Source organism: Luteibacter sp. 9135, assembly GCF_000745005.1.
Classification (GTDB): domain Bacteria; phylum Pseudomonadota; class Gammaproteobacteria; order Xanthomonadales; family Rhodanobacteraceae; genus Luteibacter.
In genome coordinates this window covers 720641-737920 of the sequence record NZ_JQNB01000001.1, presented here as the reverse complement: position 1 = coordinate 737920, position 17280 = coordinate 720641, and the positions used below count along the sequence as shown (strand labels likewise).

Here is a 17280-nt window from a genome sequence, read left to right as displayed (position 1 = left end):
CGCACCGGAAGCGAAGGTCCTGGCCATTGCAGCCTCGAGCCCTCCTTCCAACGCAACTAGGGGCGCGCTTCAAGCGTTTCAAGGGCGCCGACGGGATGGTTTCCGTTGACATAGGTAAGAAGGTTACCCGTTTTCCAGCCTTTTCACCTATGCCAGCGGAAGCCGTCGGGTCGCGCGCCGCCGCCTCCGGCCATCGTGCGCCGGGCGCGTCGTAAGGCCGCCGGCGGTAACCGGCCGCCCCCGACTCTCCCGTGACGCCGGTCGGATCACCCACCGTCCCCCGATCCTACGGTCGCCGGGGACGCCGCCGCGCATGTGCGTGGCGCGACGCAGGCCATTCCTACCTATGTCCGAAACCGTTCTCACCGACGTCTTCTACGAAAACCTCGACCTCCATCCGTTGCTCCACCAGGGTCTGGCCACTGCGGGCATCACCCGCTGCACGCCCATCCAGGCACTGACCCTGCCGGTCGCCCTGCTGGGGCGCGACGTCGCCGGCCAGGCGCAGACGGGCACGGGCAAGACCTTCGCCTTCCTGGTCGCCCTGATGGACCGCCTGCTCAAGCATCCGGCCGCGGTGGACCGCAAGGATGCCGATCCCCGTGCCCTGATCATCGCGCCCACCCGCGAGCTGGCCATCCAGATCGAGAAGGATTTCCAGACGATCGGCAAGGCCACCGGCCTGCGCAGCGCGCTGATCTACGGAGGGGTGGACTACGACAAGCAGCGCCAGCAGCTGCGCGACGGCTGCGACATCATCATCGCCACGCCCGGCCGCCTGCTCGACTACTACAAGCAGGATGTGTTCGGTTTCGGCGCGGTCGAGGTCATGGTCATCGACGAAGCCGACCGCATGTTCGACCTCGGCTTCATCAAGGACGTGCGCTTCATCTTCCGCCGCCTGCCGGCCCGCGAGAAGCGCCAGGTGCTGCTGTTCTCCGCCACGCTCAGCCACCGCGTGCTCGAGTTGGCCTACGAACACATGCACGAGGCCGAGAAACTGGTGGTGGAGACGGAAAATGTCACCGCCGACCGGGTCCGCCAGGTCGTCTACTTCCCCTCCAAGGAAGAGAAGATGCCGCTTCTGCTCAACCTGCTCGAAGAGAGCAAGACCGAGCGCAGCATCATTTTCGTCAACACCAAGGCCGCCGCCGAACGCATCACCGATCGCCTGAAGCGGCACAACTTCCGCGTCGGCGCCATTTCCGGCGACGTGCCGCAGGTCAAGCGCCAGAAGCTGCTCCAGCGCTTCCAGGATGGCCAGATCGACCTGCTCGTGGCCACCGACGTGGCCGCGCGCGGCCTGCACATCCCGGCGGTCAGCCACGTCTTCAACTACGACCTTCCGCAGGACGCCGAAGATTACGTGCATCGCATCGGCCGTACCGCCCGCCTGGGTGCGGAGGGCGACGCGGTCAGCTTCGCCTGCGACCTGTATGCGATGGGCCTGCCGGACATCGAGACGTACATCAACCAGAAGATCCCCACCGCCTCCATCGACGCGAAGATGCTGGTGATGCCGGCACCGCGTCCGCGCGCCGACGGCGTGCAGGACGAAGTGGACGATCCGAACGACACCGGCGGCCACATCCCGACCCGCGGCGCGCCGCCGGAGAAGGGTGGCCGTGCCGGCCGCGACGGTCGTGGCGGGCCGTCCCGTTCCGGCGAGCGTCCGGCCAGCCGTGAGCGCCGCCCGCGTCCGCCGCGCGAGGACCAGCCCGTGGGCGGTTTCACCGCGGCATCCACCGAAATACCGATGACGACGGTCGTGGTCGCGGAGTCGGTCGAACAACTGCCGGCTGCGGCCGAGGCCATGGCCGCCGACGGCGCGGTGAAGAAGCGTCGCCGCCGTCGCGGTGGTCGCGGTCGAGGCGCACGGGAGGGCCTCGACGTGGCGACCGACGGCCAGCAGGTGGTCGAGGCGGCGGCCACGGCCGATCGCCCGGCGGCGTCGCCGGGCGCGCGCCATAAGGACGAGGGTCCGGCCGAGTCGAACCCGGGGCGTCGTCCGTCACGCCAGGTGGCGGCGAACCGTCCCGCCGGCACGCCGGCTCTCGCGGAAAAGACGCACGAGAAAAAAGTCGGCTTCTTCCGCCGCATCGGTCGCCTCTTCGGCAGCCGCTGAGGTGCCTGCGGGCCGCCTGCATGCAGGCGGCCCGCAAAACCGTCACGACATCCCTTATCCTCTGAGGCTGAACAGCCAACGGGTGACGCGGTGATCGGTTTCGATCTGGTGAGCAAACGATACGAGGGCGATCACCAGGCCCTTACCGACGTCTCGTTCCAGGTCGCGGCGGGCGAGATGGCCTTCGTGACCGGCCATTCCGGTGCGGGCAAGAGCACGCTGCTCAAGCTGCTGGCCATGATCGAGCGCCCGACCAACGGCGTCGTCACCCTCGACGGCCAGAAGCTCAACACCGTCCGCTCGGCGGACATTCCTCGCATCCGCCGCAAGCTGGGCATGGTTTTCCAGGACCACCGGCTGCTGATGGATCGCAGCGTGTTCGCCAATGTCGAACTGCCGCTGGTCATCGCCGGCATCGCGCCCGCGGATCGTTCGCGTCGGGTGCGCGCGGCGCTCGAGAAGGTCGGCCTGCTCAGCTACGAGAAGCAGTTGCCCGATGCCCTGTCCACGGGCGAACAGCAGCGGGTGGGCATCGCGCGCGCCATCGTCGCCAAACCGGCCGTGCTGATCGCCGACGAGCCCACCGGTAACCTCGACCCCCAGCTGGCGATGGAGATCATGACCCTGTTCTCGGAATTCCAGCAGGTGGGCACGGCCGTGCTAGTCGCCAGCCACGATCTCATGCTCATCAAGCGCATGAAGAAGCGCGTGGTCGTGCTGGACCACGGCAAGCTGGTGGCCGATGTGCCTGCCACGGAGGTGGTATGAACGCCGCTCGCGACACCCGCCGCCCCGCAGAACCCGCCAAGACCCAGCGCAGCGAAGCGCGCCGGATGGGGGCCTGGCGCGAACACCACGCGTGGAGCCTCTCGATCAGCCTGCGGCGCCTGGCCGCGCGTCCGCTGAGCACGCTGCTCACGGTGGCGGTCATGGGCGTGGCGCTGGCGTTGCCGCTGGCGTTCTACCTGCTGCTGGGCAATGTCGAGCGCATGGGTGACGCCCTCGGCCGCAACCAGTCCATCAGCGCCTTTATGAAACCGGGCCAGAGCGGCGCCATGGCCGAGACCGCGGCCTCGGCGTTGCGTGGGCGTCCCGAGGTGGCCGACGTGGTCGTGCGCACGCCCAAGGACGGCCTGGACGAACTGGCCGAGGTGCAGGGGTTTTCCGGGTCGCTGCAGTCGCTGGACGTGAATCCCTTGCCCTACGTGCTTTCGGTGCAGCCGCGCAGCGGGCTGTCCGCCGAGGATGCCGGACGCCTGGTCGAGGCGATGAAGGCTACCCCCGGGGTCGACATGGTGCAGGACACCGGTGCGTGGCGACAGCGACTGGACGCCCTGCTCGGCGTCGGTACGCGCGCCGTGAGCCTGCTCGCCACGCTGCTCGGCATTGCCGCGCTGCTGGTCGTGGGCAACACCATCCGGGTCGATATCCAGAGCCGGAGCGCGGAGATCGGTGTGCTTCTGCTGGTGGGCGCCAGCCGGCCCTTCGTGCGTCGGCCCTATCTTTACGCGGGCCTCTGGCTCGGCTTCCTCGCCGGCGTACTGGCGGTGGTGCTGGCCGTCACGCTGGAGCTGGCCATGGCCGGGCCGGTGGGGCGCTTGGCGGCGGCGTACGATGGCAGCGTCAGTTTCGGTGGCCTGCCGGCCTGGTTGCTGCTTTCGGTCCCGTTCGCCGCGGCCTTGCTCGGCTGGCTGGGTGCGCGGCTGGTCAGCGCACGGCAGATCCGCCGCGCCGCGGCGGTCTGACAGGAGGGCACCGGGTGGCGACTCACATCGGTTCGGGCGTGGCCGGCACGGCCCCGCGGATGCTCCTGGTCGACGGCTCCCGGGTCGTTCGCCAGCTCATTTCCCGGGTCGTCACCGCGGAAGTGCCGGGCGTGGAGATCGTGGGCGTGTCCACCGGCGCGGAGGCCCAGGTCGAACTGCAGCGCGGCGTGTTCGATTTCGTCACCGTGGCGTTGCGCCTGCCCGATATGGATGGCCTGGACGTGGCCCGCTTCGTGCGCGAATCCGCGCCGCAGATCTACATGCCCATTGTGGTCGTTTCGGGCGACGTCGAGGAACGCCTCCATCGGCGTGAACTGGGCGAGTTCGTCACCGATTATTTCGACAAGTCGCTGGGCTTCGAGGCCCTGGCCGAATTCATCCGCGGCTATGTCCGACCGGAAGGGGGCGCCGAAGGCGAGGTGCTGTATGTCGAGGACAGCCGGGTGGTCGCGCTGGCCACGCGGCGCATGATGGAAAAATACGGCCTGACCGTGCGTCACGTGATCAGCGCGGAAGACGCCCTGGTCCACCTGCATGAGGCGAAATCCCAGGGGCGGATGGGGGCGGACATCGTGCTGACCGATGTCAGCCTGAAAGGCGAGCTCACGGGCGGCGACCTGGTCGAGCGCATCCGCAACGAGTTCGGTTACGGCAAGGGTCGGTTGCCGACGCTCATCATGACCGGCGACGAAAACCCAGCCAACCAGGCCGCGCTGCTCCGCGCGGGGGCCAACGACCTGGTCGAGAAGCCCGTCGAGGAAAAACTGCTCATCACCAAGCTGCTGTTCCAGCTGCGGGTGGCGCTGCACCTGCGCGAAAGGACACGGGATTGAACGACCGCATCAAGCTGGAGCCGTCCTGGAAGGAACGGATCGGCACTTACCTCGACCGGCCGGACATGCTGGCCCTGTCGCACTTCCTTCGGGAAGAGAAGGCGGCAGGCAAGGCGATCTTCCCGCCGGGCCCGGAGATATTCAACGCCTTCGCGCACACGCCATTCGACCGCGTCCGCGTGGTCATCCTGGGCCAGGATCCCTACCACGGCCCCGGTCAGGCGCACGGGCTGAGCTTCTCGGTGCGCCCCGGCGTGCGGGTGCCGCCGTCGCTGCAGAACATGTTCAAGGAGATTGAAGACAGCCTCGGCATTCCGCGGCCCGACCACGGCTGCCTCACCCCCTGGGCCGACCAGGGTGTGCTGCTGCTCAACGCGGTGCTGACGGTGGAAGCGGGGCAGGCCGCATCGCACCAGGGCAAGGGCTGGGAAGGCTTCACGGACGCCGCCATCGACGCGCTGAATCGCGAGCGCGAAGGCCTGGTGTTTCTCCTGTGGGGAAGCCACGCCCAGAAGAAGGGCCAGCTGATCGACGGCAAGCGCCACCTGATCCTGCGCAGCGTGCATCCCTCGCCGCTGTCCGCGCACCGGGGTTTCATGGGGTGCGGGCACTTCGCCAAGACAAACGCGTACCTGGCGTCCCGGGGCGAGGCGCCGATCGACTGGTCGCTTCCGCCGGCCGCGGCTCTTTAAAGCCCGCCTCGCGGCCCAATGAGGGTGGGTGCGACAGCCGCGTCACGTCTCTCGTGTCACCGTGCTGCCTTGGCCGGGTGGCAGGGTATCCGTCTGCCTCCTGAATACCCCAGTGGGTCCATCTGGACAGGCTGGGGGTATTTCTGTACCATTGCGTACAGTTAACCGATGAACTTCGGGCTGACTTAGCACTCTCACTGCGGGACTGCTAATCTGCATACAGACTTTTTGGAGGTTCCACACATGTCCCAAGCTCTCGTTACCCGTAACTACGGGCTCCCGAGCGTCGTCGGCAGTCTGGATTCCTACATCTCGGCAGTCCATCGCATCCCGGTGCTCAGCCTTGACGAGGAGCAGTCGCTGGCGCGTCGCTTCCGTGACGACGCCGATCTGGACGCCGCCAAGCAGCTGGTCATGTCCCACCTGCGCTTCGTGGTCCACGTGGCGCGCGGCTACAACGGCTACGGCCTGCAGCTGTCGGACCTGATCCAGGAAGGCAATATCGGCCTGATGAAGGCGGTCAAGCGCTTCGACCCGGACCAGGGTGTTCGCCTGGTCAGCTTCGCGGTGCACTGGATTCGCGCCGAAATGCACGAGTTCATCCTGCGCAACTGGCGCATCGTCAAGGTGGCCACCACCAAGGCCCAGCGCAAGCTGTTCTTCAACCTGCGCAAGAGCAAGAAGCGCCTGGGCTGGATGAACGCAGAAGAAGTGCGCGTGGTCGCCCACGACCTGGGCGTTCCCGAGGCCACGGTGCGCGAGATGGAATCGCGTCTTTCCGGCCGCGATGTCGGCTTCGAGGCACCGGCCGACGCCGATGACGACGACAAGCCGGCACCGGCCGCGTTCCTCGTCGACGAGGGCGCCGATCCGTACGACAACCTCGCCGAGGAAGATGCGAGCAACAACCAGATGGGCGCACTGTCGTCGGCGCTCGGTAACCTGGATGCCCGCTCGCGCGACATCATCCAGCGTCGCTGGCTGGCCGAGGACAACAAGGCCACGCTGCAGGATCTCGCGGACGAGTACGGCGTTTCCGCCGAGCGTATCCGCCAGATCGAAGCGAACGCCATGAAGAAGATGCGCGTCGCCATCGCTGCCTGAGTGCCGCGTTGGGCGTAAGATCCGGAACGGCCCCTCGGGGCCGTTTTCCGTTGTTCCTATTCGTTTTGCTCGGGAGTCGCTGCGGATGCCGAAGGCCCTGGTCATCGAGGACGATGAAGTCACCGCGCGTGACATCGTCGCGGAACTGGCCGCGCACGGCCTGACCGCCGACTGGGTGGCCAATGGCCGCGATGGCCTCGCACGCGCCCTGGCCGACGGCTACGACATCATCACGCTCGATCGCATGCTGCCCGGCATGGACGGCATCGACATCGTGTCCGCGTTGCGCCAGCGCCGCATCGATACTCCGGTGCTGATGATCAGTGCCTTGTCCGACGTGGACGAGCGTGTCCGTGGACTACGCGCCGGTGGCGACGACTACCTCACCAAGCCCTTCTCGCCGGACGAACTGGCCGCGCGCGCCGAAGTGCTGCTCCGCCGGCGGCGGCCCAGCGCGAACGAGACCCGGCTGCGCGTGGCCGACCTGGAGCTCGACCTGGTCAAGCACAACGCCATGCGCAACGGCCAGCCGCTTACCCTGCTGCCCACGGAGTTCCGCCTGCTCGAATTCCTCATGCGCAATGCGGGGCAGGTGGTGACGCGGCAGATGATCTTCGAGCATGTCTGGGGGTTCCATTTCGACCCGGGAACCAATGTCATCGATGTCCATATCGGACGCCTTCGCCGCAAGATCGACGGCAGCGGCCAGCCGCCGCTGATCCGCACCGTGCGCGGATCGGGATACCTGCTTGCGCCCGCTGACTGACGCCTGGCGTTCCGCCACGTCGCGCCTGATCCTCATCTACGGGGCGCTTTTCGCGATCTGGTGCGTGGTGTTGCTGGGCGTGGTGCAGTGGGAAACCTCGCGCTACCTGACCGGTGTGGTCGACCAGATGCTGGCCGCGCGCATCCATTACCTGGAAACCACCGACCCGCATCGCCTGCCGGAAACCGTGGAAGCCGCCAGCGCCGTCGACGTGCAGGGCTTCATGTGGGTGGGGCTGTTCGCGGCCGACGGCCGCCGTATCTCAGGCAATATCGCGCACGTGCCGGCCGAACTGACGGAGGACGGCGTGGTGACCTCGGTGCAGGCCAACGTCCTCGCCTCCGCACGCCGCTCACCACTGCGCGCTCGCGGCGTCACCCGCCTGTTGCCCGGTGGCCAGCGCCTGGTGGTGGCCAAAGACAGCACGACCATCGATGGCCTGGGCGCGATCATCCGCCGCGGCCTGCTGTGGGGACTGTCGCTCACGCTGATCCCAGGGGTGTTGGGTGGCGTGCTGATTGCGCGTGGCCCCGCGCGGCGTATCCGTGCCATCCAGCAGGCGATGGCGCCCATTCGCGAGGGTGACCTCAGTGTGCGCCTGCCGGTGACGCGTGGCGGTGACGAGGTCGACCTGCTGGCCGCCACCGTCAACACGGCCCTGGGCGAGATCGAACGGCTGCTCGGCGAGGTCAAGGGCGTGACCGACAACATCGCCCACGACCTGCGGACACCGCTCACGCGTGTGCGCACGCGGCTCTATCGTCTGCAACAGCAGTTTGCCGTGTTGCCCGAAGGCGATGCGCTGGAGGCGTGCGTGGCCGACATCGACACCGTCTTGGGGCGCTTTCGCGCCTTGCTGCGCGTGTCGGAGCTGGAGGATCGCCAGCGCAGTGCGTGCTTCGAACCGCTCGACATCGGCGCCGTGCTGCGCAACGTGCACGAGTTCTACGCCCCGCTGGCGGAGGACCGCGGCCAGGATTTCCGCCTGGAAGTGGGTGCGCTGCCGCCGCTACGCGGCGATCCCCAGCTCATGTTCGAGGCGTTCGCCAACCTCGTCGGCAACGCCATCAAGTTCACCCCGGACCACGGTACGGTGTGCATGGTGGCCTTGACGGACGCGTCGGGCGAGGCGCGCATCGACATCGCTGACACGGGCCCGGGCATTCCCGAGGGTGAGCGCGAAGCGGTATTCCGGCGCTTCTATCGTGCCGACGAAACCCGCGCCAAGCCCGGGTGCGGCCTGGGGCTGGCGATCGTCAGCGCCATCGTGAGGCTGCATGGCTATTCGCTCGCGGTCGGCGGTGACGAGCGCGGCGCCGTGTTCTCCGTGACATGCCCCGCCGTGCCAGCCTAAACAAATCTTAACTACGGCCTGCGGGCCCGTGGGGGCAAACTTCGCCGCGACGCAGCATTCGCGCACGGAATCTTTCTCCCATGATCGGCATCGTCCGGATCGCACTCACGCGACCGTATACCTTCATCGTCCTCGCGTTGTTGATCCTCATCGTGGGTCCGCTGGCGGCGCTGCGCACGCCGACGGATATCTTTCCCGAGATCCGCATTCCGGTGATCGCGGTGGTGTGGCAGTACACCGGCCTGCCGCCCGACCAGATGGCCGGCCGCGTGACCTCGCCATTCGAACGCGTGCTCACCACCACCGTGAACGATGTGGAACACATCGAAGCCAACTCGATCCAGGGCTTCGGCATCGTCAAGATCTTCTTTCAACCGACGGTGGACATCCGTACGGCCAACGCGCAGGTCACCGCCGTGGCGCAGACGCTGCTGAAGCAGCTGCCCCAGGGCATCACGCCGCCGCTCATCCTCAACTACAGCGCATCCACGGTGCCGATCATCCAGCTGGCGCTGTCCGGCAAGGGCCTGACCGAGCAGAACCTGGGCGACCTGGGCCTCAACGTCATCCGTCCGCAGTTGACGTCCGTGCCGGGCGCGGCCATTCCGTACCCCTTCGGCGGCAAGACGCGCCAGGTGCAGATCGACATCGATCCCGGTGCGCTGCAGGCGCGCGGGCTGTCCGCGCAGGACGTGGCCAACGCCCTCGCCGCGCAGAACCTGATCACGCCGGTGGGCACGCAGAAGATCGGACGGTTCGAGTACACGCTGCAACTCAACAATGCGCCCTCGGTGATCGACGAACTGGGCAACCTGCCCGTGAAAACCGTGGACGGCGCCACCGTGTACATCCGCGACGTGGCCCACGTGCGCGACGGCTCGCCGCCGCAGACCAATATCGTGCACGTCGACGGCAACCGCTCGGTGCTGATGACGGTGCTGAAGAACGGTTCTGCATCCACGCTGGCGATCATCCAGGGCATCAAGGACCGTGTCGCCGGGCTGAAGGAGTCCGTGCCTCCCTCGCTGGAGATCAAGCCGATCGGCGACCAGTCGCTGTTCGTCAGCGGTGCCATCGAGGGAGTGGCGCGCGAGGGCGTGATCGCTGCCGCGCTGACCAGCCTGATGATCCTGCTGTTCCTTGGCAGCTGGCGCTCGACCGTGATCATCGCCACGTCGATCCCGCTGTCCATCCTGGGTTCGATCGCCGGACTAGCGGCGTTCGGCGAGACCATGAACATCATGACGCTGGGTGGCCTGGCGCTGGCGGTGGGCATCCTGGTCGACGACGCCACGGTGACGATCGAGAACATCAACTGGCACCTGGAGCAGGGCAAGGACGTGGAGACGGCGATTCTCGACGGTGCCGCGCAGATCGTCACCCCGGCCTTCGTGTCGCTGCTGTGCATCTGCATCGTCTTCGTGCCGATGTTCTTTCTCAACGGTGTCGCCCGCTTCCTCTTCGTGCCGATGGCCGAGGCGGTGATGTTCGCGATGATCGCGTCGTTCATCCTCTCGCGCACGCTCGTGCCCACGATGGCGAAGTACCTGTTGCATCCGCATACTCACGACGATCCGCATGGCGAGGGCAAGGCGCCGTCGCGCAATCCGCTGGTGCGCTTCCAGCGGGGTTTCGAGTCACGCTTCGAATCGGTGCGCGAGCGCTACCACGGGCTGCTCGGTATGGCGCTCGCCCATCGCAAGGTCTTCGTGATCGTCTTCATGGCGTTCGTGGTGCTGTCGTTCGGCCTGGTACCGATGCTGGGCCGTAACTTCTTCCCGTCGGTGGATTCCGGCCAGATCCTCATGCATGTGCGGGCGCCGGTCGGTTCGCGCGTGGAGGAAAGCGCGCGCATCTTCGCGCAGGTGAGCAACGCCGTGCGCCGCATCATCCCGCGGGAAGAACTGGGTACGCTGGTGGACAACATCGGCCTGTCCAACTCGGGTATCAACAACGCGTACAACAACACCGGCACCATCGGTGCGCAGGACGGCGACATCCAGATCGCGCTGAACGAGGGGCACGCGCCCACGGCGGATTACATCCGCACGCTGCGCGAAAAACTGCCGCGGGAATTCCCGGGTACGACGTTCTCGTTTCCGCCGGCGGACATCATCAGCCAGATCCTCAACTTCGGCTCGCCGGCACCGATCGACCTGCAGGTGCGCGGCCCCAACCTGATAGCTAACTTCGCCTATGCCGATCGCCTGTTGCGTGAGATCCGTCGGGTGCCCGGCGTGGCCGATGCGCGTATACAGCAATCGCAGGCCAATCCCACCCTCAACGTGAACATGGACCGCAGCCAGGCCCAGCAGGTCGGCATCACCGCCCGGGACGTCACCAGCAGCCTGGGCGTGAACCTGGCCGGTTCCAGCCAGATCGCGCCCACCTATTGGCTCAACCCGCAGAACGGCGTGTCGTATCCCATCGTGATGCAGACACCGCAATACGCCATGGACTCGCTGGCCGACCTGCAGAACGTGCCGGTCACGCCCAGCAGCGGCACGGCGGGTTCCCAGATCCTCGGTGGCTTCGCCACCATCGAGCGTACGGCCACCAACGCAGTGGTCAGCCAGTACAACATTCAGTCGATGGTGGAGATCTACGCCACCACGCAGGATCGCGACCTGGGCGCCGTGGCCGCGGATATCCAGGCCATCATCGATGCGCACAAGAAAGACCTGCCGAAGGCGTCGAGCGTCGCGCTGCTGGGCCAGGTACAGACGATGAACAACGCGTTCTCCGGGCTGATCTTCGGCTTGCTCGGCGCCATCGTGCTCATCTACCTGCTGATCGTGGTCAACTTCCAGTCGTGGAGCGACCCGTTCGTGATCGTCACGGCGTTGCCCGCAGCCATCGCCGGCATCGTCTGGATGCTGTTCGCCACGCACACCACGCTGTCGGTGCCCGCGCTGACTGGCGCGATCATGTGCATGGGCGTGGCCACCGCCAACTCCATCCTGGTGGTCAGCTTCTGTCGCGAGCGCCTGGCCGAACTCGGCGATGCCACCGCCGCGGCGCTCGAGGGCGGCTTCGTCCGTTTCCGCCCGGTGCTGATGACCGCGCTGGCGATGATCATCGGCATGGGCCCGATGGCGCTGGGCCTGGGCGAGGGCGGTGAGCAGAACGCGCCGCTCGGCCGCGCGGTGATCGGCGGCCTGATCTTCGCCACGATCGCCACGCTGCTGTTCGTCCCCGTCGTTTTCAGCATCATCCACGGCCGTCGCGGCCATGCGTCCCCCACACCACCGGCGAAGCCCTCCGGAGAGCCTGTCCATGTCGCCTGATACGTTGCATACCCCACCGCCGCGTCGTCTGCGCATCGTCGGCATCATCGCCGTCATCGTGGTGCTGGCGATCGTCGTCGCCGGCATCGCTACGCGCGCCAACGACTCACGCAAGCTGCGCACCTGGACGGACGAGCAGGCCGTGCCGACGGTGAACGTGGTCGAGCCGCAGGGCGGGCAGGGCGGCGGCGAGCTCAATCTTCCCGGCCGGTTGCAGGCCTATGCCCGTGCGCCGATCTACGCGCGCACCAGCGGCTACCTCAAGTTCTGGAAAGCGGACATCGGCCAGAAGGTGAAGGCCGGCGATGTGCTGGCCGAAATCGAAACGCCGGATCTCGACCAGCAGCTGCTGCAGGCGCGGGCCGACCTGGCCAGTGCGCGCGCCAACGAGGCGCTGGCGCAGACCACGGCGAAGCGATGGAAATCCATGAGCGATTCCGATTCCGTCTCCCGCCAGGAAGTGGATGAGAAGACAGGCGACTACGAGGCCAAGCACGCGCTCGCCACCGCGGCGCAGGCCAACCTGGAACGTATCCAGGCGCTGAAGGGATTTGCGCGGCTCACCGCGCCGTTCGATGGCACGGTGACGGCACGCGAGACGGATGTGGGCGCGCTGATCAATGCGGGTGGCGGCGGCCAGGAACTGTTCGTCGTCTCCGACACGCGCAAGCTGCGCATGTATGTCAACGTGCCGCAGAACGACGCGCCGTCGATCAAGCGGGGCTCGACCGTGAAGCTCACCGTGCCGGAATACCCGGGGCGTACCTTCACGGGTATCGTGGAATCCTCGTCGTCCGCCATCAATGCGGCCACGGGCACCACGCTGGTCCAGGTGTCCGTGGACAACGCCGAAGGCACGCTGCTGCCCGGTGCCTACGCCAGTGTGACCTTCGACCTGCCCGGTAACGCCGCGTTGTTCAGTGTTCCTGCCAGCGCGCTGGTATTCGACGACCGGGGGCTGCGCGTCGCGGTGCTCGATGCGCACGACAAGGTGAGCTTCCGCACCGTTACCGTCGCGCGTGACATGGGCAAGACCGTGCAGCTGTCCTCCGGGATCGCCCGCGGCGATCGTCTCATCGAGAGCCCGCCGGACGGGCTGGCAGATGGCGACACCGTGCGGGTGAACGCGCCCAAGAAGGCGGAGGGTGATCATGCGCCGGCCTGAGCGGGTAGCGCTGGTGGCCCTCGTCGCCGTCGGCATGACGGCCTGTTCGCTGGCGCCGCCGTACCGGGCCCCCGAGGTGCCCGTGGCACCGCAGTACGCCAATGCCGTGTCGCCGTGGACGGAGGCGAAGCCCGCCGATCGCCTGGCGCGCGATAGCTGGTGGACCCTCTATGGGGATGCCCGACTCGATGCGCTGCAGGCGAAGCTGCTGGCCAACAACGCGTCCCTCGCCGCCGCGCTGGCGCATTACGAACAGTCGGAAGCCGTTCTGCGCCAGGTGCGCGCAGGCCTGTTCCCGCAGATCGGCCTGAATGCCAACGGCACGCGCAACCGCGAATCGGACACCCGGCCTTTGCGCGGTGCCACGTCGCCGTCCTACTACGACTCGTACACGATCGGCGCGCAGCTGGATTACGAAGTGGACCTGTGGGGGCGCGTGCGCGACACCGTCACCGCGGGCAAGGCCGAGCAGGTAGCCGCCGCGGACGATCTTGCCGCCGCGCGCCTCAGCCTGCAGGCGCAGCTTGCCGACAGCTACCTGCAACTCAACGGGTTCGACCGGCAGGTCACCGTGTTGAAGCAGAGCATCGACGCGTTCGCCCGGGCATTGAAGCTGACGCAGTCCCGGCATAACGGCGGCATCGCCTCCGGCCTGGACGTGGCGCGCGCACAGACCCAGCTATCCAGCGCGAAATCGCAGCTGACCCAGGCGCAGGCACAACGCAGCCTGGTGCTGCATGCGATCGCCGTGCTGGTGGGCGATACGGCCTCGAACTTCCAGCTCGCGGCCGACGACGGGCAGGTCAAGGTGCCGACCCTTCCGCTGGAGGTGCCGTCGCTCATTCTCCAGCGTCGCCCGGACATCGCGGCGGCAGAGCGACGCACGGCCGCCGCCAACGCGCGCATCGGCGTGGCGAAATCCGCGTTCTACCCGCAGCTGACGCTGGACGGGCAGGGTGGCTGGCAGAGTTCGTCGTGGGGCAGCATCGCCACGGCGCCCAACCGTTTCTGGGCGATCGGGCCGACGCTGGCGCTCAACCTGTTCGACGGCGGTCGCCGCAAGGCCGTGGTCGCACAGGCGCAGGCCGCCACCGACGAAGCCGGCGCGCGCTACCGCGACGTAGTGCTCAATGCCTTCGCCCAGGTCGAGGACAACCTCACGCTGCTGCGCGACCTGGGTGCGGCACTGGTCGACCAGCGCGCCGCCGCCGATGCGGCCCAGCGATCGGTCGACCTGTCGATGAACCGCTACCGGGAAGGCGCGGTGGGCTACCTGGACGTGGTGCAGGCGCAGACGACCGCGCTGGATGCCCGCCGCAACGTGATCGACCTGGAAACACGTCAGCTGCGCGCCAGCGTGCAGCTGATCCGCGCCCTGGGTGGCGGCTGGTCCGCGTCCGCCACCTGATCACGCATCCGGGCTTACACTGGCCGGATGCAGACCATTCTCGACCGCCAGAAAGCCGCCCAGCTCGCCGAAGGCCCGCCTTCGGCAGAGACGCGCATCGACCGCCTCGATCGTGCCATCGGCCTGCTGGTCGATCACGCGGACGCCATCACCCACGCGCTGAACGAAGACTTCGGCCACCGCAGCGTGGATGCCTCGCTGTTCACCGATGTGGCGGCGTCCATAGAACCGTTGAAGCACGCAAAGCGCCATGTGCGGGCGTGGATGCGCCGCGAGCGCCGCGCGGTATCGCCCGCACCGCTCGCGTTGCTGGGCGCGCGGGCCTGGGTGGACTACCTACCCAAGGGCGTGGTCGGTGTCATCTCGCCATGGAATTTCCCGTTCAACCTCACCTTTGCGCCGCTGGCGGGCGTACTCGCCGCGGGTAACCGCGCGATGATCAAGCCGTCCGAACTCACGCCGCGTTGTTCGGCGCTGATGCAGCAGATGATCGGCACCGCGTTCGCCGACACCGAGATCGCGGTGGTGACCGGCGGTCCGGACGTGGGCGAGGCGTTTTCCCGGCTTCCCTTCGACCATTTGTTGTTCACCGGTGCCACCTCGGTGGCGAAGCACATCGTGCGTGCGGCGGCGGAACACCTCGTGCCGGTGACGCTGGAGCTGGGCGGCAAGTCGCCGGCCATCGTCGGTCGCGATGCCGATCTTGATCTTGCCGCACGTCGGTTGATGTTCGGCAAGACGCTCAATGCGGGGCAGATGTGCGTGGCGCCGGATTATGCACTGGTACCGCGCGATCGTGTGGAGACATTCGTCGCTGCGCTTTCGCGTGCCGCGGGGGCGATGTTTCCGACGTGGCGGGACAGTCCGGACTACACCTCGATCGTCAATGATCGGCATCATGCGCGATTGATGGGTTATCTGGACAATGCGCGTGCTGGCGGTGCGACTGTGCGCATGCTTGTTCCCACCGACACGGAGCTTGCCGTACCCGTCGACGTTGACGTTGGCGCCATCGCTGCCAATGCGGATCGCCGCATCCCGCCGATGGCGGTGCTCAACGCCAACGACGCGATGGACGTCATGCGCGACGAGATCTTCGGGCCGATCCTGCCGGTGTTGCCCTATGACGGTATCGACGACGCCATCGCGTACGTCAACCGGCACGAACGGCCGCTGAGTCTTTATTATTTCGGCAACCATGTGGCGGAGCAGGAGCGCGTGCTGTCACGCACGGTGGTCGGTGGCGTCACGATCAACGATACGGTGATGCACCTGGCGATGGATGACCTGCCGTTCGGCGGCATCGGCGCGTCGGGGTCGGGCGCGTATCACGGCAAGACGGGGTTTCTTACTTTCAGTCATGCGCGACCGGTCTATAAGCAAGCGAGTTTCGATGTGACCGCGATGCTCAGGCCGCCGTATGGCGCAGCTATAAAGCGACTGATGCGCCTCAAGCTCCGTCGCTGAAACGTTGTCATGACATGTGCATGCATGTGTAGGAGCGGACGATGTCCGCGAACCCCTCAACGCCCCTATAACGAATGATGAGCTTGCCCGGATTTGATGGACACCCATCGTGAGCCGTAAGGTTCGTTCAGAGGTGTCCCATGTCAAAAAGAATTCGTCGTCAGTTCACACCTGATTTCAAGGCCGGCGCGGTTGCCCTGGTCCTTGAGCGAGGTCAGCCGGTGTCTCGGGTATGCCGTGACCTGGATCTGGTCGAGAGTGTCTTCAGGCGCTGGATCGAGAAGGTTCAAGCCGGTTCTGGAGCGCCTTCGCGATCGCCCCCCGCCGTTCCGCTGACGGCCGAGCAGGCCGAGATACAGCAGCTTCGACGCGAGAACGAGATCCTGCGGATGGAGCGTGACATCCTAAAAAAAGCGACGGCGTTCTTCGCCAAGGAATCGAGCTGAGATGCCGGTTTATCGAAGCGGAGAGCGCGTCGTACTCCATCGTGGTCCTCTGCCGGCTGCTCGAGGTGGGTCGCAACAGCTTCTATGCCTGGCGGCATCGCCAAAAGCATCCGAGCCCCCGCGTGCTTCGTGACCGCCAGCACCTGGCGCAGCTGAAGCAGTTGCATGAGCGCAGCCGAGGGCTTTACGGCAGTCCCCGGCTATGGCATCTGGCTCGTGAGCAGGGGCTGAGCCTGGGGCGCCATGCGACCGCCCGCTTGATGCGCCAGGGCGGTCTCGTCGGGCGCAGCTGGCGTACAAGCAAGGCATCACGACGGGCCGCCACGGTGTCCGCGGTGGCCGATAACCATGTTGATCGATGCTTCACCACGGCCGCGCCTGATCAGGTCTGGGTAACGGACATGACACAGTTCGCCACGCAACAGGGTCCAATGTATCTGGCCGTCGTGATCGATCTGTACGCCCGGCGAGTGATTGGCCACGCAACGGCTGCGACTATGCATACCGACTTGCCCTTGCAGGCTTTGCGCATGGCCGTAGGCCAGCGCGGTTCGGCGCAGGGAGTGCTCCATCACTCCGACCAGGGCAGTCAGTACACGAGCGCGGCCTATCAGGCCGAACTCGCTCGACTGGGTATGCGGGTAAGCATGAGCCGGCGCGGCGAGTGTTGGGACAACGCGGTGGCTGAGAGCTTCTTCAGTACGTTGAAGTGCGAGATCGCAGCCCCACGCCGCTACGCCTCGATCGAGGAGGCACGCCACGTGGTTTTTGAATACATCGAAGTGTTTTATAACCGGCAGCGCTTACACTCGACCAACGGCTATCGATCGCCTGCGGCGACCGAAGCTGCTATCCCATAACTTGAGT

14 protein-coding genes are annotated in these 17280 nt (G+C 66.6%); all 14 read left to right on the top strand.

Annotated elements, in window-relative coordinates:
* Positions 1 to 346: 346 nt before the first annotated feature.
* The 14 genes from FA89_RS03315 (at position 347) to FA89_RS03250 (ending at position 17273) form a co-directional block, all read left to right on the top strand.
* Positions 347 to 2125: a DEAD/DEAH box helicase gene (locus tag FA89_RS03315; RefSeq protein ID WP_036138174.1), complete on the top strand. Its 1779-nt coding sequence runs from the start codon at positions 347 to 349 to the stop codon at positions 2123 to 2125.
* A 90-nt stretch (positions 2126 to 2215) separates the two neighbouring features.
* Positions 2216 to 2893 carry a cell division ATP-binding protein FtsE gene (gene ftsE / locus FA89_RS03310; protein ID WP_036138171.1) on the top strand — a complete coding sequence of 226 codons (678 nt, stop codon included), beginning with the start codon at positions 2216 to 2218 and terminating at the stop codon, positions 2891 to 2893.
* Entirely contained in the window at positions 2890 to 3870 is a 981-nt protein-coding gene (ftsX, locus tag FA89_RS03305) for a permease-like cell division protein FtsX (protein WP_036138169.1), read from the top strand. Before ftsE ends, ftsX begins: the two co-directional genes overlap by 4 nt.
* Before the next feature lie 59 nt (positions 3871 to 3929).
* Entirely contained in the window at positions 3930 to 4724 is a 795-nt protein-coding gene (locus tag FA89_RS03300) for a response regulator (protein WP_051939003.1), read from the top strand.
* A complete protein-coding gene (gene ung, locus FA89_RS03295; protein WP_036138168.1) occupies positions 4721 to 5416 on the top strand; it encodes a uracil-DNA glycosylase in 696 nt (231 codons plus the stop codon). The genes FA89_RS03300 and ung overlap by 4 nt, the downstream gene beginning before the upstream one ends.
* Before the next feature lie 243 nt (positions 5417 to 5659).
* On the top strand, positions 5660 to 6520 hold the full coding sequence (gene rpoH, locus FA89_RS03290) for an RNA polymerase sigma factor RpoH (RefSeq protein WP_036109786.1): 861 nt from the start codon (positions 5660 to 5662) through the stop codon (positions 6518 to 6520).
* An 85-nt stretch (positions 6521 to 6605) separates the two neighbouring features.
* Positions 6606 to 7286: a response regulator transcription factor gene (locus FA89_RS03285; RefSeq protein ID WP_036138164.1), complete on the top strand. Its 681-nt coding sequence runs from the start codon at positions 6606 to 6608 to the stop codon at positions 7284 to 7286.
* Positions 7270 to 8640 (top strand): sensor histidine kinase, encoded by a 1371-nt coding sequence (locus FA89_RS03280; RefSeq protein WP_051938495.1) that lies wholly within the window; start codon positions 7270 to 7272, stop codon positions 8638 to 8640. Before FA89_RS03285 ends, FA89_RS03280 begins: the two co-directional genes overlap by 17 nt.
* 80 nt (positions 8641 to 8720) lie before the next feature.
* Positions 8721 to 11927, top strand: a complete 3207-nt coding sequence (locus tag FA89_RS03275) for an efflux RND transporter permease subunit (protein WP_036138162.1) — start codon at positions 8721 to 8723, stop codon at positions 11925 to 11927.
* Positions 11917 to 13092, top strand: coding sequence for an efflux RND transporter periplasmic adaptor subunit (locus FA89_RS03270; RefSeq protein ID WP_036138160.1), 1176 nt, complete (start codon positions 11917 to 11919; stop codon positions 13090 to 13092). Before FA89_RS03275 ends, FA89_RS03270 begins: the two co-directional genes overlap by 11 nt.
* Positions 13079 to 14500 (top strand): efflux transporter outer membrane subunit, encoded by a 1422-nt coding sequence (locus FA89_RS20030; protein ID WP_036138158.1) that lies wholly within the window; start codon positions 13079 to 13081, stop codon positions 14498 to 14500. The genes FA89_RS03270 and FA89_RS20030 overlap by 14 nt, the downstream gene beginning before the upstream one ends.
* Before the next feature lie 27 nt (positions 14501 to 14527).
* Positions 14528 to 15967, top strand: coding sequence for a coniferyl aldehyde dehydrogenase (locus FA89_RS20025; protein ID WP_051938494.1), 1440 nt, complete (start codon positions 14528 to 14530; stop codon positions 15965 to 15967).
* 140 nt (positions 15968 to 16107) lie between these two features.
* Entirely contained in the window at positions 16108 to 16413 is a 306-nt protein-coding gene (locus FA89_RS03255; RefSeq protein ID WP_036137204.1) for a transposase, read from the top strand.
* On the top strand, positions 16404 to 17273 hold the full coding sequence (locus FA89_RS03250) for an IS3 family transposase (RefSeq protein ID WP_185754475.1): 870 nt from the start codon (positions 16404 to 16406) through the stop codon (positions 17271 to 17273). The genes FA89_RS03255 and FA89_RS03250 overlap by 10 nt, the downstream gene beginning before the upstream one ends.
* Positions 17274 to 17280: the final 7 nt, after the last annotated feature.